This window comes from Streptomyces echinoruber (genome assembly GCF_014651135.1).
Lineage (GTDB): Bacteria > Actinomycetota > Actinomycetes > Streptomycetales > Streptomycetaceae > Streptomyces > Streptomyces echinoruber.
The window spans coordinates 150,531-168,061 of sequence record NZ_BMWH01000011.1; the positions used below are offsets into that span (position 1 = coordinate 150,531).

The 17,531-nt window shown below is 68.4% G+C and carries 30 protein-coding genes; 1 reads left to right on the forward strand and 29 read right to left on the reverse strand.

Translation table 11 applies throughout. The features are described 5' to 3' along the window. Entirely contained in the window at window positions 1–876 is an 876-nt protein-coding gene (locus IE225_RS15415) for a hypothetical protein (RefSeq protein ID WP_190058068.1), read from the forward strand. Between the two features lie 115 nt (window positions 877–991). On the opposite strand, the gene truA is transcribed toward IE225_RS15415, so the two are convergent. The 29 genes from truA to rplD all read right to left on the reverse strand — a co-directional run bounded on the left by truA (window position 992) and on the right by rplD (window position 17,523). Then, window positions 992–1,849, reverse strand: a complete 858-nt coding sequence (gene truA / locus IE225_RS15420) for a tRNA pseudouridine(38-40) synthase TruA (RefSeq protein WP_190058069.1) — start codon at window positions 1,847–1,849, stop codon at window positions 992–994. A gap of 81 nt (window positions 1,850–1,930) precedes the next feature. Beyond that, on the reverse strand, window positions 1,931–2,485 hold the full coding sequence (gene rplQ / locus IE225_RS15425; RefSeq protein WP_190058070.1) for a 50S ribosomal protein L17: 555 nt from the start codon (window positions 2,483–2,485) through the stop codon (window positions 1,931–1,933). A gap of 137 nt (window positions 2,486–2,622) precedes the next feature. Then, window positions 2,623–3,645 carry a DNA-directed RNA polymerase subunit alpha gene (locus IE225_RS15430; RefSeq protein WP_190058071.1) on the reverse strand — a complete coding sequence of 341 codons (1,023 nt, stop codon included), beginning with the start codon at window positions 3,643–3,645 and terminating at the stop codon, window positions 2,623–2,625. A 142-nt stretch (window positions 3,646–3,787) separates the two neighbouring features. Further along, window positions 3,788–4,192 carry a 30S ribosomal protein S11 gene (gene rpsK / locus IE225_RS15435; protein WP_190058072.1) on the reverse strand — a complete coding sequence of 135 codons (405 nt, stop codon included), beginning with the start codon at window positions 4,190–4,192 and terminating at the stop codon, window positions 3,788–3,790. 94 nt (window positions 4,193–4,286) lie between these two features. Next, window positions 4,287–4,667, reverse strand: a complete 381-nt coding sequence (rpsM, locus tag IE225_RS15440) for a 30S ribosomal protein S13 (RefSeq protein ID WP_190058073.1) — start codon at window positions 4,665–4,667, stop codon at window positions 4,287–4,289. A 194-nt stretch (window positions 4,668–4,861) separates the two neighbouring features. Continuing rightward, window positions 4,862–4,975: a 50S ribosomal protein L36 gene (gene rpmJ, locus IE225_RS15445; protein WP_003998809.1), complete on the reverse strand. Its 114-nt coding sequence runs from the start codon at window positions 4,973–4,975 to the stop codon at window positions 4,862–4,864. A gap of 71 nt (window positions 4,976–5,046) precedes the next feature. Next, window positions 5,047–5,268 (reverse strand): translation initiation factor IF-1, encoded by a 222-nt coding sequence (gene infA, locus IE225_RS15450; protein WP_003948620.1) that lies wholly within the window; start codon window positions 5,266–5,268, stop codon window positions 5,047–5,049. A 187-nt stretch (window positions 5,269–5,455) separates the two neighbouring features. Then, entirely contained in the window at window positions 5,456–6,292 is an 837-nt protein-coding gene (map, locus tag IE225_RS15455) for a type I methionyl aminopeptidase (protein ID WP_190058074.1), read from the reverse strand. A gap of 202 nt (window positions 6,293–6,494) precedes the next feature. Next, window positions 6,495–7,157: an adenylate kinase gene (locus IE225_RS15460; protein WP_190058075.1), complete on the reverse strand. Its 663-nt coding sequence runs from the start codon at window positions 7,155–7,157 to the stop codon at window positions 6,495–6,497. Next, on the reverse strand, window positions 7,157–8,470 hold the full coding sequence (gene secY, locus IE225_RS15465; RefSeq protein WP_190058076.1) for a preprotein translocase subunit SecY: 1,314 nt from the start codon (window positions 8,468–8,470) through the stop codon (window positions 7,157–7,159). The genes IE225_RS15460 and secY overlap by 1 nt, the downstream gene beginning before the upstream one ends. 249 nt (window positions 8,471–8,719) lie before the next feature. After that, window positions 8,720–9,175 carry a 50S ribosomal protein L15 gene (gene rplO, locus IE225_RS15470; RefSeq protein WP_190058077.1) on the reverse strand — a complete coding sequence of 152 codons (456 nt, stop codon included), beginning with the start codon at window positions 9,173–9,175 and terminating at the stop codon, window positions 8,720–8,722. Between the two features lie 2 nt (window positions 9,176–9,177). Continuing rightward, window positions 9,178–9,360, reverse strand: a complete 183-nt coding sequence (gene rpmD / locus IE225_RS15475; RefSeq protein WP_190058078.1) for a 50S ribosomal protein L30 — start codon at window positions 9,358–9,360, stop codon at window positions 9,178–9,180. Beyond that, window positions 9,360–9,965, reverse strand: coding sequence for a 30S ribosomal protein S5 (gene rpsE / locus IE225_RS15480; RefSeq protein WP_190058079.1), 606 nt, complete (start codon window positions 9,963–9,965; stop codon window positions 9,360–9,362). The genes rpmD and rpsE overlap by 1 nt, the downstream gene beginning before the upstream one ends. Window positions 9,966–10,008: 43 nt before the next feature. Then, a complete protein-coding gene (gene rplR, locus IE225_RS15485; RefSeq protein WP_190058080.1) occupies window positions 10,009–10,392 on the reverse strand; it encodes a 50S ribosomal protein L18 in 384 nt (127 codons plus the stop codon). Window positions 10,393–10,395: 3 nt separating this feature from the next. Further along, window positions 10,396–10,935, reverse strand: coding sequence for a 50S ribosomal protein L6 (gene rplF / locus IE225_RS15490; protein WP_190058081.1), 540 nt, complete (start codon window positions 10,933–10,935; stop codon window positions 10,396–10,398). A gap of 24 nt (window positions 10,936–10,959) precedes the next feature. Further along, window positions 10,960–11,358, reverse strand: a complete 399-nt coding sequence (gene rpsH, locus IE225_RS15495; protein ID WP_190058082.1) for a 30S ribosomal protein S8 — start codon at window positions 11,356–11,358, stop codon at window positions 10,960–10,962. Window positions 11,359–11,568: 210 nt separating this feature from the next. Beyond that, on the reverse strand, window positions 11,569–11,754 hold the full coding sequence (locus IE225_RS15500) for a type Z 30S ribosomal protein S14 (RefSeq protein WP_003956452.1): 186 nt from the start codon (window positions 11,752–11,754) through the stop codon (window positions 11,569–11,571). 5 nt (window positions 11,755–11,759) lie between these two features. Further along, window positions 11,760–12,320, reverse strand: coding sequence for a 50S ribosomal protein L5 (rplE, locus tag IE225_RS15505; RefSeq protein ID WP_190058083.1), 561 nt, complete (start codon window positions 12,318–12,320; stop codon window positions 11,760–11,762). Then, on the reverse strand, window positions 12,320–12,643 hold the full coding sequence (rplX, locus tag IE225_RS15510; RefSeq protein WP_190058084.1) for a 50S ribosomal protein L24: 324 nt from the start codon (window positions 12,641–12,643) through the stop codon (window positions 12,320–12,322). Before rplX ends, rplE begins: the two co-directional genes overlap by 1 nt. A gap of 2 nt (window positions 12,644–12,645) precedes the next feature. Beyond that, a complete protein-coding gene (rplN, locus tag IE225_RS15515) occupies window positions 12,646–13,014 on the reverse strand; it encodes a 50S ribosomal protein L14 (protein WP_055718836.1) in 369 nt (122 codons plus the stop codon). Between the two features lie 106 nt (window positions 13,015–13,120). Next, on the reverse strand, window positions 13,121–13,405 hold the full coding sequence (gene rpsQ / locus IE225_RS15520) for a 30S ribosomal protein S17 (RefSeq protein WP_190058085.1): 285 nt from the start codon (window positions 13,403–13,405) through the stop codon (window positions 13,121–13,123). Then, entirely contained in the window at window positions 13,405–13,629 is a 225-nt protein-coding gene (gene rpmC, locus IE225_RS15525) for a 50S ribosomal protein L29 (RefSeq protein WP_004984525.1), read from the reverse strand. Before rpmC ends, rpsQ begins: the two co-directional genes overlap by 1 nt. After that, window positions 13,629–14,048, reverse strand: a complete 420-nt coding sequence (gene rplP / locus IE225_RS15530) for a 50S ribosomal protein L16 (RefSeq protein WP_190058086.1) — start codon at window positions 14,046–14,048, stop codon at window positions 13,629–13,631. Before rplP ends, rpmC begins: the two co-directional genes overlap by 1 nt. Before the next feature lie 5 nt (window positions 14,049–14,053). Continuing rightward, entirely contained in the window at window positions 14,054–14,884 is an 831-nt protein-coding gene (gene rpsC, locus IE225_RS15535) for a 30S ribosomal protein S3 (protein ID WP_190058087.1), read from the reverse strand. Beyond that, a complete protein-coding gene (gene rplV, locus IE225_RS15540; RefSeq protein WP_190058088.1) occupies window positions 14,884–15,231 on the reverse strand; it encodes a 50S ribosomal protein L22 in 348 nt (115 codons plus the stop codon). The genes rpsC and rplV overlap by 1 nt, the downstream gene beginning before the upstream one ends. A gap of 45 nt (window positions 15,232–15,276) precedes the next feature. After that, window positions 15,277–15,558: a 30S ribosomal protein S19 gene (rpsS, locus tag IE225_RS15545; protein ID WP_190058089.1), complete on the reverse strand. Its 282-nt coding sequence runs from the start codon at window positions 15,556–15,558 to the stop codon at window positions 15,277–15,279. A gap of 12 nt (window positions 15,559–15,570) precedes the next feature. Beyond that, a complete protein-coding gene (gene rplB / locus IE225_RS15550) occupies window positions 15,571–16,407 on the reverse strand; it encodes a 50S ribosomal protein L2 (RefSeq protein ID WP_190058090.1) in 837 nt (278 codons plus the stop codon). Between the two features lie 40 nt (window positions 16,408–16,447). Then, entirely contained in the window at window positions 16,448–16,867 is a 420-nt protein-coding gene (gene rplW / locus IE225_RS15555; RefSeq protein ID WP_190058091.1) for a 50S ribosomal protein L23, read from the reverse strand. Further along, window positions 16,867–17,523, reverse strand: a complete 657-nt coding sequence (rplD, locus tag IE225_RS15560; RefSeq protein WP_190058092.1) for a 50S ribosomal protein L4 — start codon at window positions 17,521–17,523, stop codon at window positions 16,867–16,869. Before rplD ends, rplW begins: the two co-directional genes overlap by 1 nt. Between the last annotated feature and the right edge of the window lie 8 nt (window positions 17,524–17,531).

Consider the following 17,531-nt stretch of genomic DNA (forward strand, 5'->3'; position numbering starts at 1 on the left):
ATGAGTTACGGGCAGGGCGGACCCCAGTCCCAGTGGGATCCCTGGAAACCGCATTCCCAGCAGCCGTGGAGCAGCGACGGCGGCGGTCAGGCGCCGGACTGGGCCGCGCTCGCCGAGGCCTCCGAGGCCCGCGCGCGGCGGCGCCGTCTGCTGTTCATCGGCGGCGGCGCGGTGGCCACGGTCGCGATCGGCGCGGCCGTCGCGATGGGCGTGGTGTCGGCCGACGGCGGCGATCCGGCGGACCGGGCCGCCTCCGGGCTGCCCTCCGCCGCGTCCCTCCCCAGCGACTCGGCGACCCCGTCCTTCGCGCCGACCACCGCTCCGCCCCCGCTGGATCCGAAGGACTTCATATCCAGCGCCAAGAAGGACACGGCCCCGCTCAGCGCGCAGACCCTCTTCCCGGGCACGCGGCTCACCATGGGCTCGACCGTGTACCAGAAGGGCCCGACGGCCGACACGCGCGACTGCGCCTCGGCCGCCGCCCACACCCTCCCGGCGGTGCTCACCGCCAACGACTGCACGCGTCTGATCCGCGTCACCTACACCCTGGACGGCATCGCCGTCACCGTCGGCGTCGCCGTCTTCGACACCGAGGCGCAGGCCACCAAGGTCAAGCAGCAGGCCGACAAGAGAAGCATCGTCAAGCCCCTCACCGGCAGCGGTGTGAAGCCCTTCTGCAACGGCGCCGTGTGCCGCTCCACCACCAACTCCCTCGGCCGCTACGCCTACTTCACCCTCACCGGCTTCACCAGCGGCAAGGACGTCACGACGAAGGACACGAAGGTCTTCAGCACCGGCAACGACCTCGCGGAGTTCACGTTCCGCCAGATCCGCCGGCGCGGGGAGGCGCAGGCCTCTGCGGCGGCGAACCAGTGACCGGCCGCCGCCGCGCGCGGCCCGCCGCCGCCCCGGACACGCCCTGAGCCGGACCCGCCGCCCGCCGCCCGCCGCGCACCGGTCCCGCCGCCCGCCCGGCGGGCGGCGGACGAGGTCAGCAGCAGCCCGCGGCCCCCGGCAGCGACCGCTTCCGGCGCGCCTGCCGGTTCCGCTCCGCGAGCTGGTCGTCCGGCGGGTAGCCGACCTCCTCCAGCGTCAGCCCGTGCGGCCGTACGACGTGCACGGCGGAGTCGCGCACGCCCGCGGCGAGCACCTTGGCCGGCCAGTCCGGGGGACGGTGGCCGTCGCCGACGAACAGCAGGGCGCCGATGAGGGAGCGGACCATGTTGTGGCAGAAGGCGTCGGCGCGCACGGTCGCGGTGATGATCCCGTCGGCGCCGCGCACCAGGCTCAGCTCCTGCAGGGTGCGGATCGTCGTGGCGCCCTCGCGTTTCTTGCAGTACGCGGCGAAGTCGTGCTCGCCCAGCAGGCCCCGCGCGGCCTCGTTCATCGCGTCGACGTCCAGGGGCCGGTCGTGCCAGAGGACGTGGTGGCGCAGCAGCGGGTCGACGCCGCCGGGGTTGTCCGTGACTCGGTACGCGTACCGGCGCCAGATCGCCGAGAAACGGGCGTCGAAGCCGGGCGGTGCCTCCCGCAGGGCCCACACGCGCACGTCCTTGGGCAGCCGGCCGGCGAGCCGCTTGAGCAGCTTCTCGTGGTGCTCGCGCCACACCCCCTCCGGCAGGTCCACGTGCGCCACCTGGCCGCGCGCGTGCACCCCGGCGTCGGTGCGGCCGGCCACGGTCAGCTCGTACGTCTCCTTCGACCGCGTCACCGTGCGCAGGGCGTCCTCGATCTCCCCCTGCACGGTTCGCCGGCCGCCGGCCTGCTTGGCCCATCCGGAGAAGCCGGTGCCGTCGTAGGACAGGTCGAGGCGGACCCGGACGTACCCGGGCTGTACTTCATCGCTCACGACAGGGATCTCCTCGTCAGGTACGCGAAAGCGGGCCCGCCCGGCAAGGGGCGGACCCGCTCACAGCGCTCAGGCGGCGCCTCAGGCGTCCTTGGACTCCTCGGCGGACTCCTCGGCCTTCTCGGCGGCCTCCTCGCCCTTGGCGTCCTCGGCCTTGGCCTCGGTCTCCTCGGCCGGGGTCTCCTCGGCCTTGGTCTCCTCCGCCTTGGCCTGCTCGGCCTCCTTCACGGCGCGCTTGGTCGCCGCCTCGGCCTCGCCGACCGCCTTCTGCTGCACCGTCAGCGCCTCGACCAGCTCGATCACGGCCATGGGCGCGTTGTCGCCACGGCGGTTGCCGATCTTGGTGATGCGGGTGTAGCCGCCGGGGCGGTTCTCGTAGCGCGGGCCGATCTCGGTGAAGAGGGTGTGCACGACGCTCTTGTCGGTGATGACCTGCAGCACCTGGCGGCGGTTGTGCAGGTCGCCCTTCTTCGCCTTGGTGATCAGGCGCTCGGCGTACGGGCGCAGGCGGCGCGCCTTGGCCTCGGTGGTGGTGATCCGGCCGTGCTCGAAGAGCGACTTCGCGAGGTTCGCGAGGAGCAGCTTCTCGTGCGCGGCGCTGCCGCCCAGACGGGCGCCCTTGGTGGGCTTCGGCATGGTTCTTTCTCCTTGGTTTCTGCCCCGGCCGTATCAGGTACCGGGGTCAGGGCCCGGTGAGCGGACGCTCACCGGCAACAACCAGCCCCTGGGGAAGAGGGGCGGGGTGGTCCGGGGGCCGCACGGCCCCCGGCACGTCAGTACTGCTCGGTCTCGACGAAGCCGGAGTCGGCGTCGTCGTCCGTGCCGAAGGTGTCGGCAGCGGAGGTCGGGTCGAACCCGGGCGGGCTGTCCTTGAGGGCCAGGCCCATGCCGGCCAGCTTCGCCTTGACCTCGTCGATCGACTTCGCACCGAAGTTGCGGATGTCGAGCAGGTCGGCCTCGGAGCGGGCGACGAGCTCGCCCACGGTGTGGATGCCCTCGCGCTTGAGGCAGTTGTAGGAGCGGACGGTGAGCTCCAGCTCCTCGATCGGCAGCGCCAGGTCGGCGGCGAGCGCGGCGTCCGTCGGGGACGGACCCATGTCGATGCCCTCGGCGTCGACGTTGAGCTCGCGGGCCAGACCGAACAGCTCGACCAGCGTCTTGCCCGCGGACGCCATGGCGTCGCGCGGCCGCATCGCCGGCTTGGTCTCGACGTCGACGATCAGCTTGTCGAAGTCGGTGCGCTGCTCGACACGCGTGGCCTCGACCTTGTACGTGACCTTCAGCACCGGCGAGTAGATCGAGTCGACCGGGATGCGGCCGATCTCCTGACCCACCTGCTTGTTCTGCACGGCGGAGACGTAGCCGCGACCGCGCTCGACGGTCAGCTCCATCTCCAGCTTGCCCTTGCTGTTGAGGGTCGCGAGGACGAGGTCGGGGTTGTGCACCTCGACACCGGCCGGGGGCGCGATGTCGGCGGCGGTGACCACACCCGGACCCTGCTTGCGCAGGTACATCACCACGGGCTCGTCGTGCTCGCTCGAGACGACCAGCTGCTTGATGTTGAGGATGAGGTCGGTGACGTCCTCCTTGACGCCCGGCACGGTGGTGAACTCGTGCAGGACGCCGTCGATCCGGATGGAGGTGACGGCGGCACCGGGGATCGACGACAGGAGGGTGCGGCGCAGGGAGTTGCCGAGGGTGTAACCGAAGCCCGGCTCCAGCGGCTCGATCACGAACCGGGAGCGGAACTCGTCGACGACCTCTTCGGTCAACGAGGGACGCTGAGCGATCAGCATGAGTGGATCAGATCCTTCAGTCGTGGGCGACCGCTATATGACGCCCGACGGAACCCGTGCCTCACCGCACGGGGTACTGCAAGGGTACGGGCGGTACGCCCCGGAGCGAGCCGTACCGCCCGAAATCCTGCGGCGCCGTACGTCAGACCCGGCGACGCTTCGGCGGACGGCAGCCGTTGTGCGGAACCGGCGTCACGTCCTGGATGGACCCGACCTCGAGGCCGGTGGCCTGCAGGGAGCGGATCGCGGTCTCGCGACCGGAGCCCGGGCCCTTGACGAACACGTCGACCTTGCGCATGCCGTGCTCCTGGGCGCGGCGGGCGGCCGACTCGGCGGCCATCTGCGCGGCGAACGGGGTGGACTTCCGGGAGCCCTTGAAGCCGACGTGGCCGGCGGAGGCCCAGGAGATCACGTTGCCCTGCGGGTCGGTGATCGAAACGATGGTGTTGTTGAACGTGCTCTTGATGTGCGCGTGGCCGTGAGCGACGTTCTTCTTCTCCTTGCGGCGCACCTTCTTGGCAGCGCCCTGACGTCCCTTGGGGGGCATGTCTCTAACTCCTACGGGAGGTGGTCGGACCGACAGCGAGGACCGCTTCTTGCTTCAGCGAGCGACGACCGCTTGCTGCGGGGTCCGCTGCGGACTACTTCTTGCCCGGCTTCTTCTTGCCGGCGATGGCGCGACGCGGGCCCTTGCGGGTACGGGCGTTGGTCGAGGTGCGCTGACCGCGGACGGGCAGGCCACGGCGGTGACGCAGGCCCTGGTAGCAGCCGATCTCGATCTTGCGGCGGATGTCGGCCTGGATCTCGCGACGGAGGTCACCCTCGGTCTTGATGTTGGCGTCGACGTACTCGCGGATGCGGACCAGCTCGTCCTCGGTCAGGTCGCGGACGCGGGTGTTCGGGTCCACGCCGGTCGCGGCCAGCGTCTGCTTCGAAAGGGTCCGGCCGATGCCGAACACGTAGGTGAGGGCGACTTCCACGCGCTTGTCGCGCGGGATGTCAACACCGGAAACGCGTGCCATGCAATGGCTCCAGTTTGATCGTCGGAGGTCTGCCGCAGGACCGGTTCCCGACCGCCGTATCAGGTACGGACCGGGTCCCCGGCCTCCGACCGGGGGTGTCAGGCGGGCGTCGGCCCGCCTGGGCCCTGCGTATGTACATGTGTTGCTCGCGTCGCGCGAAGGTCTGCTTCGGGCGCAGAGGGGTGGGTCGTGCGTCAGCCCTGGCGCTGCTTGTGGCGCGGGTTCTCGCAGATGACCATGACCCGGCCGTGACGGCGGATCACCCTGCACTTGTCGCAGATCTTCTTGACGCTCGGCTTGACCTTCATGGGATGTGAGGTTCTCCGGGTCAGTTGCCGGCGGCCCCGCCCGGCACGGGCCGGCGGGACGTGGGCAAGATCTACTTGTACCGGTAGACGATCCGGCCACGCGTCAGGTCGTACGGGGACAGCTCCACCACGACCCGGTCGTCAGGGAGGATACGGATGTAGTGCATCCGCATCTTTCCGCTGATGTGTGCCAGGACCTGGTGGCCGTTCTGGAGCTCGACCTTGAACATGGCGTTCGGCAGAGACTCGACGACAGTGCCCTCGATCTCGATGGCACCTTGTTTCTTGGCCACGCTTCGCCCTTCGGAATCGACTACCTTGATCGACCCCTGCACTCCCGTACGGACCGCACGGGAGAAGCCGTACGGGAGATCGTACGAGCGCATGCGGACATGCGGGTGCACAAGAGCCGACGAGTCAGTCTACGCCAGCACACCCGGAAAGGCGAAATGAGGGAAGCCTGCCCGGCGCCGGAGATCGTTACGCGAGGGGGTCGGGCGCGGCGGTGACGCCGTACTCGGCGAGCTTGGCCCGGCCGCCGTCGGGGGCCGTCAGCACCAGGGGGCCCTGCTCGGTGAGGGCGACGGAGTGCTCCCAGTGGGAGGACCAGCTGCCGTCGGTGGTGACGACCGTCCAGTCGTCCTCCAGCACGCGCGTCTTGGACGTGCCGAGCGAGACCATCGGCTCGATGGCGAGGCAGAAGCCCGGCACCAGCTTCGGACCCTTGCCGCGGCGGCGGTCGACGTAGTTCAGCAGGTGCGGGTCCATGTGCATCTCGGTGCCGATGCCGTGGCCGCCGTAGTCCTCGATGATCCCGTACCGGCCGCCGCCGGGCTTGGGCTGGCGGCGGATGTAGGTCTCGATGGCCCGGGAGATGTCCACGAGCCGGTTGCCCTGCTTCATCGCGGCGATGCCGGCCCACATCGACTCCTCGGTCACCCGGGAGAGCTCGATCAGCTCGGGCGCGTGCCCGGAGCCGACGAAGGCGGTGTACGCGGCGTCGCCGTGCCAGCCGTCGACGATCGCGCCGCAGTCGATGGAGATGATGTCGCCGTCCTTGAGGACGACGTCCTCGGAGGGGATGCCGTGGACGACGACCTCATTGACGGAGGTGCAGATCGTCGCGGGGAAACCGCCGTAGCCGAGGAAGTTGGGCTTCGCGCCGTGCTCGGCGAGCACCTTGCGCGCGACCTCGTCCAGGTCCCGCGTCGTCGCCCCCGGCACGGCCGCCTCCCGCGTGGCCGCGTGGATGGCGGCGACGACCAGCCCCGCCGCACGCATCTTGGCGATCTGCTCCGGGGTCTTGATCTGCACCATGGGGGCTACGGCCTTTCCTGGGACCGGGGGAACACGGACGCCTCCCACCATACGGTGCCCCGGACCGCCGCGGATCCGGGGCGGGCGGGAGGCACCCGCGCCGCGCCGCGGCCGCGGTCCCCCACCCGGGGAGCCGCGGCCGCGGTCTGCTCGTCGTGCGTCTGCTCGTCGTACGTCTGCTGCGTCGGTCGCCGTGCGTCCGCTACGCGGCGTCACCCTCGCGGTTGAGCGCCTCCAGGGCGCGCCGCGTCACCTCGTCGACCTTGCCCAGCGCGGAGATGGTGACGACCAGCCCCTGCGTCTTGTAGTAGTCGATGATCGGCTCGGTCTGGGTGTGGTACACCTCGAGCCGGGTCCGCACGGTCTCCTCGGAGTCGTCGTGCCGCTGGTACAGCTCGCCGCCGCAGAGGTCGCAGACGCCCTCCTGCCGGGGCGGGCTGTAAGTGACGTGGAAGACGTGCGCGGAGTCGTTGCGGCACACCCGCCGGCCGGCGATGCGCTTGACGACCTCCTCCTCGGGGACCTCCAGGTCGAGGACGGCGTCCAGCTGCATGCGTTCCGTCTGGAGCAGTTCGTCGAGCGCCTCGGCCTGCGGCACGTTGCGCGGGAAGCCGTCCAGCAGGAAGCCGCCGGCGGCGTCCGGCTGCTCCATGCGGTCCTTGGCCATCCCGATGGTGACCTCGTCCGGTACCAGTTCGCCGGCCTCGATGTAGGACTTGGCCAGCTTGCCCAGCTCCGTCTGCCGGCTCATGTTGGTGCGGAAGAGGTCGCCGGTGGAGATGTGGGGGATCTTCAGCTTCTCGGCAAGACGCGTGGCTTGCGTACCCTTTCCGGCACCCGGCGGCCCGACGAGGACGATTCGCATCAGCGGAGGAACCCTTCGTAATTGCGCTGCTGAAGCTGGCTCTCGATCTGCTTCACCGTCTCGAGGCCGACACCCACGATGATCAGGATGCTGGTCCCGCCGAACGGGAAGTTCTGGCTCGCCCCGAAGCCCACCAACGCCATTGTCGGTACGAGAGCGATCAACCCCAGATACAGCGAACCCGGCCAGGTGATCCGGTTGAGCACGTACGTCAGGTACTCAGCGGTCGGTCGGCCAGCCCGGATGCCCGGGATGAAGCCACCATACTTCTTCATGTTGTCGGCGACTTCCTCGGGGTTGAAGGAGATCGCCACGTAGAAGAAGGCAAAGAAGACGATCAGGAGGAAGTAAAGGGTGATGTAGATGGGATGGTCACCCCTGGTGAGGTTTTCCTGGATCCAGACCTTCCATCCGGATTTTCCGCCGGAGAACTGGGCGATCAGGCTCGGAATGTAGAGCAGCGACGACGCGAAGATGACCGGAATCACACCGGCCTGGTTCACCTTGAGCGGGATGTAGGTCGAGGTGCCGCCGTAGGACCGGCGGCCGATCATCCGCTTGGCGTACTGCACGGGGATGCGGCGCTGGGCCTGCTCCACGAAGACCACCAGGGCCACCATGAACAGACCGACGGCGAGCACGGTGCCGAACTCGATCCAGCCGCCGGCCAGCTTGCCCTGGACCTTGATCGCCCACAGGGCGCTCGGGAACGTCGCGGCGATCGAGATGAACATCAGGATCGACATGCCGTTGCCGATGCCGCGGTCGGTGATCAGCTCGCCGAGCCACATCACCACGGTGGTGCCGGCCGTCATGGTGATGACCATGGTGATGGTCGTGAAGATGGACTGGTCCGGCACGATCTGGTTGGCCACCGGGCAGCCGCTGAACAGGGCGCCGCTGCGGGCGGTCGCCACCAGGCCGGTGCCCTGCAGCACGGCGAGCGCCAGCGTCAGGTAGCGGGTGTACTGGGTGATCTTCGCCGTACCGGTCTGGCCCTCCTTCTTCAGGGCCTCCAGACGGGGGATCACCACGGTGAGCAGCTGCAGGATGATGCTGGCGGTGATGTACGGCATGATGCCGAGCGCGAAGAGGCTGATCTGGAGCAACGCGCCGCCGCTGAACATGTTGATCAGGCTGAACAGCCCACGGTTCGAGCTGGCCTGGTCCACACAGGTCTGGACGTTGCGGTAGTCCACACCCGGAATCGGGATGCTGGTACCCACCCGGTACACCACGATGATGCCGAGCGTGAAGAGCAGCTTCTTGCGCAGGTCGGGCGTCTTGAACGCCCGGGCGAACGCGGTGAGCACGGTGCCTCCTGCGACCCCCGCGCAACTGCGTCAAGGGTGACGGTCTTGAGGTTCCAACAGACAACAACGACTGAACAACGGTTCACCGCCGCTCCGGGTGCCGGGGGTGCCGCGCCCGGAGGAAAAAATCGGCAGTGCAGGCCACCTTACCGGCGACCCCGCCGCCCTTGGAACGACCGACCGGGGATACCCCATGTGTGGGGTATCCCCGGTCGGGATCATTCAGGCCATCGAGACGTCCGAGGGGTCTCAGACGAGCTCGGTGACGGAACCGCCGGCGGCGGTGATCTTCTCCTTGGCGGAGGCGGAGGCCGCGTCGACCTTCACCTGCAGCGCCACGGAGATCTCGCCCTGGCCGAGAACCTTGACGGGACGGTTCTTGCGCACCGCGCCCTTGGCCACGAGGCCCTCGACGGTGACCTCGCCGCCCTCGGGGTAGAGCTCGGCCAGCTTGTCGAGGTTCACGACCTGGTACTCGGTCTTGAACGGGTTCTTGAAGCCCTTCAGCTTCGGGAGGCGCATGTGCAGCGGCATCTGGCCGCCCTCGAAGCGCTCCGGAACCTGGTAGCGGGCCTTGGTGCCCTTGGTGCCACGACCGGCCGTCTTGCCCTTCGACGCCTCACCACGACCGACACGGGTCTTGGCGGTCTTGGCGCCGGGGGCGGGACGGAGGTTGTGGATCTTGAGCGGGTTCTGCTCCGCCATGATCAGTCGACCTCCTCGACCGTCACGAGGTGGCGGACGGTGTGCACCATGCCGCGGACCTCGGGGCGGTCCTCCCGCACGACGCTGTCGTTGACCTTCTTCAGGCCCAGGGTGCGCAGCGTCTCGCGGTGGTTCTGCTTGCTGCCGATGTACGACTTAACCTGCGTGATCTTGAGCTGAGCCATTACGCACCCACCCCGGCACGCGCACGCAGCAGGGCCGCGGGGGCGACGTCCTCGAGCGGCAGACCGCGGCGGGCCGCGATCTCCTCCGGACGCTGCAGGCCCTTGAGGGCCTCCACGGTGGCGTGCACGATGTTGATCGCGTTCTCGGAGCCCAGGGACTTCGAGAGAACGTCGTGGATACCGGCGCACTCCAGCACGGCACGCACCGGACCACCGGCGATCACACCGGTACCCGGCGAGGCCGGCTTGAGCAGCACGACGCCGGCGGCCTTCTCACCCTGGATCGGGTGCGGAATGGTGCCCTGGATCCGCGGGACCTTGAAGAAGTGCTTCTTGGCCTCCTCGACGCCCTTGGCGATGGCGGCCGGCACCTCCTTGGCCTTGCCGTATCCGACACCCACGGTGCCGTCGCCGTCGCCCACCACGACCAGCGCGGTGAAGCTGAAGCGACGACCACCCTTCACAACCTTGGCGACGCGGTTGATCGCGACGACGCGCTCAACGTACGCGGTCTTCTCGGCGGCAGCAGCGCCGCCGTCACGGCCCTTCCGGTCCCGCCGCTCGCCGCCACCGGCGCCGCCACCGCGGCGCTGGGGTCCAGCCATTGGAATTACCTCTCTCTGTTTCCGCTAGCTACGGAACCGTGGCTCAGAACTTGAGCCCGGCCTCGCGGGCGGCGTCGGCGAGGGCCGCGATACGGCCCGCGTACCGGTTACCACCGCGGTCGAACACGACGGCCTCCACGCCCGCGGCCTTGGCACGCTCGGCGACCAGGGCGCCGACCTTGACGGCCTGCGCGGACTTGTCGCCCTCGGTGCCGCGGATGGAGGCGTCCATGGACGACGCCGACGCCAGGGTGTGGCCCTTGAGGTCGTCGATCACCTGCGCCACGATGTGGCGGTTGGAGCGGGTCACCACCAGGCGGGGACGCTCCGCGGTACCGGAGACCTTCTTGCGGATCCGGATGTGGCGGCGCTTGATCGCGGCGCGCTTGTAGCCGGCGCCCTTCTGGATCTTCTGCCCGTATGCCATGGCTTACTTACCCGCCTTTCCGACCTTGCGGCGGATGACTTCGCCCTCGTACTTGACACCCTTGGCCTTGTACGGGTCGGGCTTGCGCAGCTTGCGGATGTTGGCCGCGACCTCGCCGACCTTCTGCTTGTCGATGCCCTCGACCGAGAAGCGGGTCGGGCTCTCGACCTTGAAGGTGATGCCCTCGGGCGCCTTGACCGTGATCGGGTGGCTGTAGCCCAGGGAGAACTCCAGGTCGGAGCCCTTGGCCTGGACACGGTAGCCGACACCGCTGATCTCGAGCTTCTTCACGTAACCCTGGGTCACGCCGGTGATCATGTTCGCCACCAGCGTGCGGGACAGGCCGTGCAGGGCCTTGTTCTGACGCTCGTCGTTGGGACGGGTCACCTGGAGGGTGCCGTCCTCGTTCTTGACGATCTCGATCGGCGCGGCGACGGTGTGGGTCAGCTCGCCCTTGGGGCCCTTGACCTTGACCGTACGGCCGTCGATGGTGACGTCCACGCCGGCGGGAACCGCGATGGGGAGCTTGCCGATGCGCGACATAGCTGTTTCCTCCGTTCCCTTCCGTTACCAGACGTAGGCGAGGACTTCCCCACCCACGCCCTTCTTGCCGGCCTGCTTGTCGGTGAGGAGACCGTGGGACGTGGAGATGATCGCCACGCCCAGGCCGCCGAGCACCTTGGGCAGGTTGGTGGACTTCGCGTACACCCGGAGACCGGGCTTGGAGATCCGCTTGATGCCCGCGATGGAGCGCTCGCGGTTGGGGCCGTACTTGAGCTCGATGACGAGGTTCTTGCCGACCTCGGCATCCACGGTCTTCCAACCGGTGATGAAGCCCTCCTGCTGGAGGATCTCCGCGATGTGCGACTTGATCTTGGAGTGCGGCATGGTCACCGTGTCGTGGTATGCCGCGTTCGCGTTCCGCAGACGCGTGAGCATGTCTGCGATCGGATCAGTCATGGTCATGAATTGGCCTTGGGCCTCTCTCGCCGGGGTTTCCTGGTGCGCCGTCCCTCTCCCCGATCCGAGACGGGACGGGTGCGGCGCGGTGGACCTACGGCGTAGTAAGTCGTACGGGCGGGCAGGCGCCCAACCCCACAAGCCTACGGCATGCGGGCTGGGCGTCCTGCCGTCCCAGTTGCCTACCGAGAGTCCTGCAAGTCGCCTGCCGGCGGCTTACCAGGAGCTCTTGGTCACGCCCGGCAGCTCGCCGCGGTGAGCCATCTCACGAAGGCACACGCGGCAGAGGCCGAACTTGCGGTACACGGAGTGCGGACGGCCGCAGCGCTGGCAGCGGGTGTACGCGCGCACACCGAACTTGGGCTTGCGGGCAGCCTTGGCGATCAGAGCCTTCTTCGCCATCTCGCTCACGCCTCCTTGAAGGGGAAGCCGAGGTGACGGAGCAGGGCACGGCCCTCTTCGTCGGTCTTCGCCGTGGTCACCACGGTGATGTCCATACCCCGGACGCGGTCGATCTTGTCCTGGTCGATCTCGTGGAACATGACCTGCTCGGTGAGACCGAAGGTGTAGTTGCCACGACCGTCGAACTGCTTGGGGGACAGACCGCGGAAGTCGCGGATGCGCGGCAGCGCGAGCGACAGGGTGCGGTCGAGGAACTCCCACATGCGGTCGCCACGGAGCGTGACGTGGGCGCCGATCGGCTGCCCCTCGCGCAGCTTGAACTGCGCGATGGACTTGCGGGCCTTGGTCACGGCCGGCTTCTGCCCGGTGATCGTGGCCAGGTCGCGCACGGCGCCCTCGATCAGCTTCGAGTCACGGGCGGCGTCGCCGACACCCATGTTGACCACGATCTTGACGAGGCCCGGAACCTGCATGACGTTCTGGTACTTGAACTCGTCACGCAGCTTGCCGACGATCTCGTCCTTGTACTTCTGCTTCAGACGCGGAGTCGTGGTGGTGGTCGTCATCAGATGTCCTCACCCGTCCGCTTGGCAACACGGATCTTGTTGCCGTTCTCGTCGAAGCGGTAGCCGACGCGGGTCGGGACCTTCTTGCCGTCCTTCTCCACGACCAGCATGACGTTGCTGACGTGGATGGGGGCCTCGGTGGTCACGATGCCGCCGGCCTGCGAGCCGCGGGCGGTCGGCCCGGCCTTGGTGTGCTTCTTGACCCGGTTGACACCCTCGACCAGGACACGCTCCTCGCGCGGGTAAGCGGCGATGACCTTGCCCTGCTTGCCCTTGTCCTTGCCGGTGATGACCTGGACCAGGTCACCCTTCTTGATCTTCATGCTCACAGCACCTCCGGCGCGAGGGAGATGATCTTCATGAACTTCTTCTCGCGCAGCTCACGGCCGACGGGGCCGAAGATACGGGTGCCGCGAGGGTCGCCGTCGTTCTTGAGGATGACAGCGGCGTTCTCGTCGAAGCGGATGTACGAGCCGTCCGGCCGACGGCGCTCCTTGACGGTGCGCACGACGACGGCCTTGACGACGTCGCCCTTCTTCACGTTGCCACCGGGGATCGCGTCCTTGACGGTGGCGACGATGACGTCACCGATGCCCGCGTAGCGGCGACCGGAGCCGCCGAGCACACGGATGCAAAGGATCTCCTTCGCACCCGTGTTGTCGGCGACACGCAGTCGCGACTCCTGCTGGATCACGTCTATCTCCTGATCGTCTGCCGGTTCCCCGGGGGCTGGCGGATCACGTGGATCACAGCCCCCGGAGCCTGGCGGAACTTTCCCTAGGGTGTCCCCCTAGGAGGGATTACTTGGCCTTCTCGAGGATCTCGACGACGCGCCAGCGCTTGGTCGCGGACAGCGGCCGCGTCTCCATGAGGAGGACGCGGTCGCCGACACCCGCGGCGTTCTGCTCGTCGTGCGCCTTGAGCTTGTTGGTACGGCGGATGACCTTGCCGTACAGCGCGTGCTTGACGCGGTCCTCGACGGCGACGACGACGGTCTTGTCCATCTTGTCGCTGACGACGTAGCCCTCGCGGGTCTTACGGAAGCCGCGCTCCGTCTTCTTCTCAGTCACGTTGCTCTCGCTCATCAGGCGTTCTCCACCGTCTCGATGCCGAGCTCACGCTCACGCATGAGGGTGTAGATCCGGGCGATGTCCTTGCGGACCGCCTTCAGACGGCCGTGGTTCTCGAGCTGGCCGGTCGCCGCCTGGAAGCGGAGATTGAACAGCTCTTCCTTGGCCTCGCGGAGCTTGGTCAGCAGCTCCTCGTTGCCCAGCTCGCGCAGCTCGGACGCCTTGGTACCGGCCGACATCACGCTTCACCTGCCTCGCGCTTGACGATCCGGCACTTCATCGGCAGCTTGTGGGCCGCACGCGTCAGCGCCTCTCGGGCGATCTTCTCGTTCGGGTAGGACAGCTCGAACATCACGCGCCCCGGCTTGACGTTCGCGACCCACCACTCGGGCGAACCCTTACCGGAACCCATGCGGGTCTCGGCGGGCTTCTTGGTCAGCGGACGGTCCGGGTAGATGTTGATCCAGACCTTGCCGCCACGCTTGATGTGGCGGGTCATGGCGATACGCGCCGCCTCGATCTGGCGGTTGGTGACGTACGCCGGGGTCAGCGCCTGGATGCCGTACTCGCCGAACGCGACCTGCGTACCACCCTTGGACATACCGCCACGCTTGGGGTGGTGCTGCTTGCGGTGCTTGACCCTACGGGGGATCAGCATGTCGGTCAGGCCTCCGTTCCGGTGCTCTCAGCCGGAGCGGCGGACGCGGGCGCCTCGGCCTTGGGGGCCTCGGTGCCGGCGGCCTGCTGCTGCTGCGGCTTGCGACCGCGCCGCTCGCCGCCGCGGCCACCACGGGCCGGACGGTCGGCGCCACCGCGGGCCGGGCGGTTGCCGGCGCGGGCGGCGGCGTTCTCGGCGCGGACCTCGGCGATGTTCTTGACGTCGCCCTTGTAGATCCAGACCTTCACGCCGATGCGGCCGAAGGTCGTCTTGGCCTCGAAGAAGCCGTAGTCCACGTTCGCGCGGAGCGTGTGCAGGGGCACGCGGCCCTCGCGGTAGAACTCCGAGCGGGACATCTCGGCGCCGCCGAGGCGGCCCGAGCACTGGATCTTGATGCCCTTGGCGCCCGCCTTCAGCGCCGACTGCATGCTCTTGCGCATGGCGCGGCGGAAGGAGACGCGGCTGGACAGCTGCTCGGCCACGGCCTGGGCGACCAGCTGGGCATCGGTCTCGGGGTTCTTGACCTCGAGGATGTTCAGCTGGACCTGCTTGCCGGTGAGCTTCTCCAGGTCGCCGCGGATGCGGTCGGCCTCGGCGCCGCGGCGGCCGATGACGATGCCCGGGCGCGCGGTGTGGATGTCCACGCGGACACGGTCACGGGTGCGCTCGATCTCCACCTTGGAGATGCCGGCGCGCTCCATGCCGGACGTCATCATCCGGCGGATGGCGACGTCTTCCTTGACGTAGTCCTTGTAGAGCTTGTCGGCGTACCAGCGCGACTTGAAGTCGGTGGTGACGCCCAGCCGGAACCCGTGCGGGTTTACCTTCTGGCCCATTACCGGGTCCCTTCCTTGCTCGCGACGACCACGGTGATGTGGCTGGTCCGCTTCCGGATCCGGTACGCGCGGCCCTGGGCGCGCGGACGGAACCGCTTCAGGGTCGGTCCCTCGTCGACGTAGGCCTCGGACACGTACAGGCTGTCCACGTCCGTGTGGTCGTAGTTGTGCGCGGCGTTGGCGATGGCGCTGTCGAGCACCTTGCCGACCGGCACGCTCGCGGCCTGCGGGGCGAAACGCAGGACCGCCTGAGCCTCCGTGGCAGGCAGGCCACGGATGAGGTCCACCACACGGCGGGCCTTCATGGGCGTGACGCGGATGTACCGCGCCTGGGCCCTGGCTTCCATGGTTGTCCCTTCAGTGTTTGTCATTGGTCGTTCGCGCCCCGCTGGTCAGCGGCGCTTCGACTTCCGGTCTTCCTTGACGTGGCCCCGGAAGGTGCGGGTCGGCGAGAACTCGCCGAGCTTGTGGCCGACCATCGACTCGGTGACAAACACCGGGATGTGGGTCTTGCCGTTGTGCACCGCGATCGTGTGGCCCAGCATGGCCGGGACGATCATCGAGCGACGGGACCAGGTCTTGATGACGTTCTTGGTGCCGGCTTCGTTCTGGGCTTCCACCTTCTTCATCAGGTGGTCGTCGACGAAGGGCCCCTTCTTCAAGCTACGAGGCATCTCAACCCGTCCTTAGCGCTTCTTGTTCGTCTTGCGGCGGCGGACGATGTACTTGTTCGACGCCTTCTTGGGCGAACGAGTACGGCCTTCCTTCTTGCCCCACGGGGACACCGGGTGGCGGCCACCGGAGGTACGGCCCTCACCACCACCGTGCGGGTGGTCGACCGGGTTCATGACCACACCACGGACGGTCGGGCGGACGCCCAGCCAGCGCTTGCGGCCGGCCTTGCCCCAGTTGATGTTCGACTGCTCGGCGTTGCCGACCTCGCCGACGGTGGCGCGGCAGCGCACGTCCACCAGCCGGATCTCACCGGACGGCATGCGCAGGTGGGCGTAGGCGCCCTCCTTGGCCAGCAGCTGGATGGAGGCGCCGGCGGAGCGGCCGAACTTGGCGCCGCCGCCCGGACGCAGCTCCACCGCGTGGATGGTGGTACCGACCGGGATGTTGCGCAGCGCCAGGTTGTTGCCGGGCTTGATGTCGGCCGTGGGGCCGTTCTCCACCCGGTCGCCCTGTCCGAGGCCCTTGGGGGCCAGGATGTAGCGCTTCTCGCCGTCGGCGTAGTGCAGCAGCGCGATGCGCGCGGTGCGGTTGGGGTCGTACTCGATGTGCGCGACCTTCGCCGGCACGCCGTCCTTGTCGTGACGACGGAAGTCGATCACGCGGTAGGCGCGCTTGTGGCCACCGCCCTGGTGGCGGACGGTCACACGGCCCGAGTTGTTCCGGCCGCCCTTGCTGTGCAGCGGACGGACCAGCGACTTCTCCGGCGTGGACCGCGTGATCTCGACGAAGTCGGCGACGCTGGCGCCTCGACGGCCAGGAGTCGTCGGCTTGTACTTGCGGATACCCATTTCTCAGTCCTCGTCCGATATCGGACGATCCGGACCTCCGTCAGGAGGTCGGACCGCCGAAGATGTCGATACGGTCGCCCTCGGCGAGGGTCACGATCGCGCGCTTGGTGTTGGGACGCTTGCCGAACCCGGTGCGGGTCCGCTTGCGCTTGCCCGGGCGGTTGATCGTGTTGACCCCGGTGACCTTGACCTCGAAGACCGCCTCGACGGCCTGCTTGATCTGGGTCTTGTTGGAGCGCGGGTCGACGACGAACGTGTACTTGTTCTCGTCGAGCAGCGCGTAGCTCTTCTCGGAGACGACCGGGCGGATCAGCACGTCACGGGGGTCCGTGAACGCCTTGCTCGCCGGGGTCTCGACGGTCTGCTTGCCCTCGAGCGCGTGCCGCTTCGCCTTGGCGATGCGCGCTTCCTTGGCCTTCTTGGCGGCCTTGGAGGCAATGGCGGGGTGACGGATGGCCATCAGGCCTCGCTCCCTTCGGTGTCGTTGGCCTTGTTCGGGCCGGCGACGAAGGACTCGAAGGCGGCCTTGGTGAAGACCACGTCGTCCGAGACGAGAACGTCGTACGTGTTCAGCTGGCCCGGCTCCAGGATGTGGACCTGGGGCAGGTTGCGGGCGGACAGCCACGCGACCTCGTCGGAGCGGTCGGCGACGAGCAGCACGTTCTTGCGCTCGCTGATCTTGCCGAACAGCGCCTTGGCGGCCTTGGTGGACGGGGTCTCGCCCTCGACCACGCCGGTCACGACGTGGATGCGGTTGTGGCGGGCCCGGTCGGTGAGGGCACCGCGCAGGGCGGCGGCCTTCATCTTCTTCGGGGTCCGCTGCGAGTAGTCGCGCGGCACGGGACCGTGCACGGTGCCACCGCCGGCGAACTGCGGCGCGCGGGTCGAACCCTGGCGGGCGCGACCGGTGCCCTTCTGGCGGTACGGCTTCTTGCCACCGCCGCGGACCTCGCCGCGGGTCTTGGTCTTGTGCGTGCCCTGGCGGGCGGCGGCCAGCTGCGCGACGACGACCTGGTGGATCAGCGGAACGCTGACCTTGGCGTCGAAGATCTCCGCGGGGAGCTCGACGGTACCGGCCTTCTCGCCCGCCGGCGAAAGGATGTCAACAGTGCTCATCGGTTACC

What these genes read in the sequence shown, in the direction of transcription:
- rplD (WP_190058092.1), bottom strand. Translation starts at nt 17,523, where the DNA reads ATGAGCACTGTTGACATCCTTTCGCCGGCGGGCGAGAAGGCCGGTACC.
- rplP (WP_190058086.1), bottom strand. Translation starts at nt 14,048, where the DNA reads ATGCTGATCCCCCGTAGGGTCAAGCACCGCAAGCAGCACCACCCCAAG.
- rplX (WP_190058084.1), bottom strand. Translation starts at nt 12,643, where the DNA reads ATGAAGATCAAGAAGGGTGACCTGGTCCAGGTCATCACCGGCAAGGAC.
- rplR (WP_190058080.1), bottom strand. Translation starts at nt 10,392, where the DNA reads ATGGCATACGGGCAGAAGATCCAGAAGGGCGCCGGCTACAAGCGCGCC.
- rplE (WP_190058083.1), bottom strand. Translation starts at nt 12,320, where the DNA reads ATGACGACCACCACCACGACTCCGCGTCTGAAGCAGAAGTACAAGGAC.
- IE225_RS15415 (WP_190058068.1), top strand. Translation starts at nt 1, where the DNA reads ATGAGTTACGGGCAGGGCGGACCCCAGTCCCAGTGGGATCCCTGGAAA.
- map (WP_190058074.1), bottom strand. Translation starts at nt 6,292, where the DNA reads ATGGTGCAGATCAAGACCCCGGAGCAGATCGCCAAGATGCGTGCGGCG.
- IE225_RS15430 (WP_190058071.1), bottom strand. Translation starts at nt 3,645, where the DNA reads ATGCTGATCGCTCAGCGTCCCTCGTTGACCGAAGAGGTCGTCGACGAG.
- rplV (WP_190058088.1), bottom strand. Translation starts at nt 15,231, where the DNA reads ATGGAAGCCAGGGCCCAGGCGCGGTACATCCGCGTCACGCCCATGAAG.
- rpsS (WP_190058089.1), bottom strand. Translation starts at nt 15,558, where the DNA reads ATGCCTCGTAGCTTGAAGAAGGGGCCCTTCGTCGACGACCACCTGATG.
- rpsK (WP_190058072.1), bottom strand. Translation starts at nt 4,192, where the DNA reads ATGCCCCCCAAGGGACGTCAGGGCGCTGCCAAGAAGGTGCGCCGCAAG.
- rpmJ (WP_003998809.1), bottom strand. Translation starts at nt 4,975, where the DNA reads ATGAAGGTCAAGCCGAGCGTCAAGAAGATCTGCGACAAGTGCAGGGTG.
- rplO (WP_190058077.1), bottom strand. Translation starts at nt 9,175, where the DNA reads ATGGCGGAGCAGAACCCGCTCAAGATCCACAACCTCCGTCCCGCCCCC.
- rpsC (WP_190058087.1), bottom strand. Translation starts at nt 14,884, where the DNA reads ATGGGCCAGAAGGTAAACCCGCACGGGTTCCGGCTGGGCGTCACCACC.
- rpmD (WP_190058078.1), bottom strand. Translation starts at nt 9,360, where the DNA reads ATGGCTCAGCTCAAGATCACGCAGGTTAAGTCGTACATCGGCAGCAAG.
- rpsE (WP_190058079.1), bottom strand. Translation starts at nt 9,965, where the DNA reads ATGGCTGGACCCCAGCGCCGCGGTGGCGGCGCCGGTGGCGGCGAGCGG.
- rpsH (WP_190058082.1), bottom strand. Translation starts at nt 11,358, where the DNA reads ATGACCATGACTGATCCGATCGCAGACATGCTCACGCGTCTGCGGAAC.
- rplQ (WP_190058070.1), bottom strand. Translation starts at nt 2,485, where the DNA reads ATGCCGAAGCCCACCAAGGGCGCCCGTCTGGGCGGCAGCGCCGCGCAC.
- rpsM (WP_190058073.1), bottom strand. Translation starts at nt 4,667, where the DNA reads ATGGCACGCGTTTCCGGTGTTGACATCCCGCGCGACAAGCGCGTGGAA.
- IE225_RS15460 (WP_190058075.1), bottom strand. Translation starts at nt 7,157, where the DNA reads ATGCGAATCGTCCTCGTCGGGCCGCCGGGTGCCGGAAAGGGTACGCAA.
- rplB (WP_190058090.1), bottom strand. Translation starts at nt 16,407, where the DNA reads ATGGGTATCCGCAAGTACAAGCCGACGACTCCTGGCCGTCGAGGCGCC.
- rplW (WP_190058091.1), bottom strand. Translation starts at nt 16,867, where the DNA reads ATGGCCATCCGTCACCCCGCCATTGCCTCCAAGGCCGCCAAGAAGGCC.
- rpmC (WP_004984525.1), bottom strand. Translation starts at nt 13,629, where the DNA reads ATGTCGGCCGGTACCAAGGCGTCCGAGCTGCGCGAGCTGGGCAACGAG.
- rplF (WP_190058081.1), bottom strand. Translation starts at nt 10,935, where the DNA reads ATGTCGCGCATCGGCAAGCTCCCCATCGCGGTTCCCGCCGGCGTGGAC.
- IE225_RS15500 (WP_003956452.1), bottom strand. Translation starts at nt 11,754, where the DNA reads ATGGCGAAGAAGGCTCTGATCGCCAAGGCTGCCCGCAAGCCCAAGTTC.
- rpsQ (WP_190058085.1), bottom strand. Translation starts at nt 13,405, where the DNA reads ATGAGCGAGAGCAACGTGACTGAGAAGAAGACGGAGCGCGGCTTCCGT.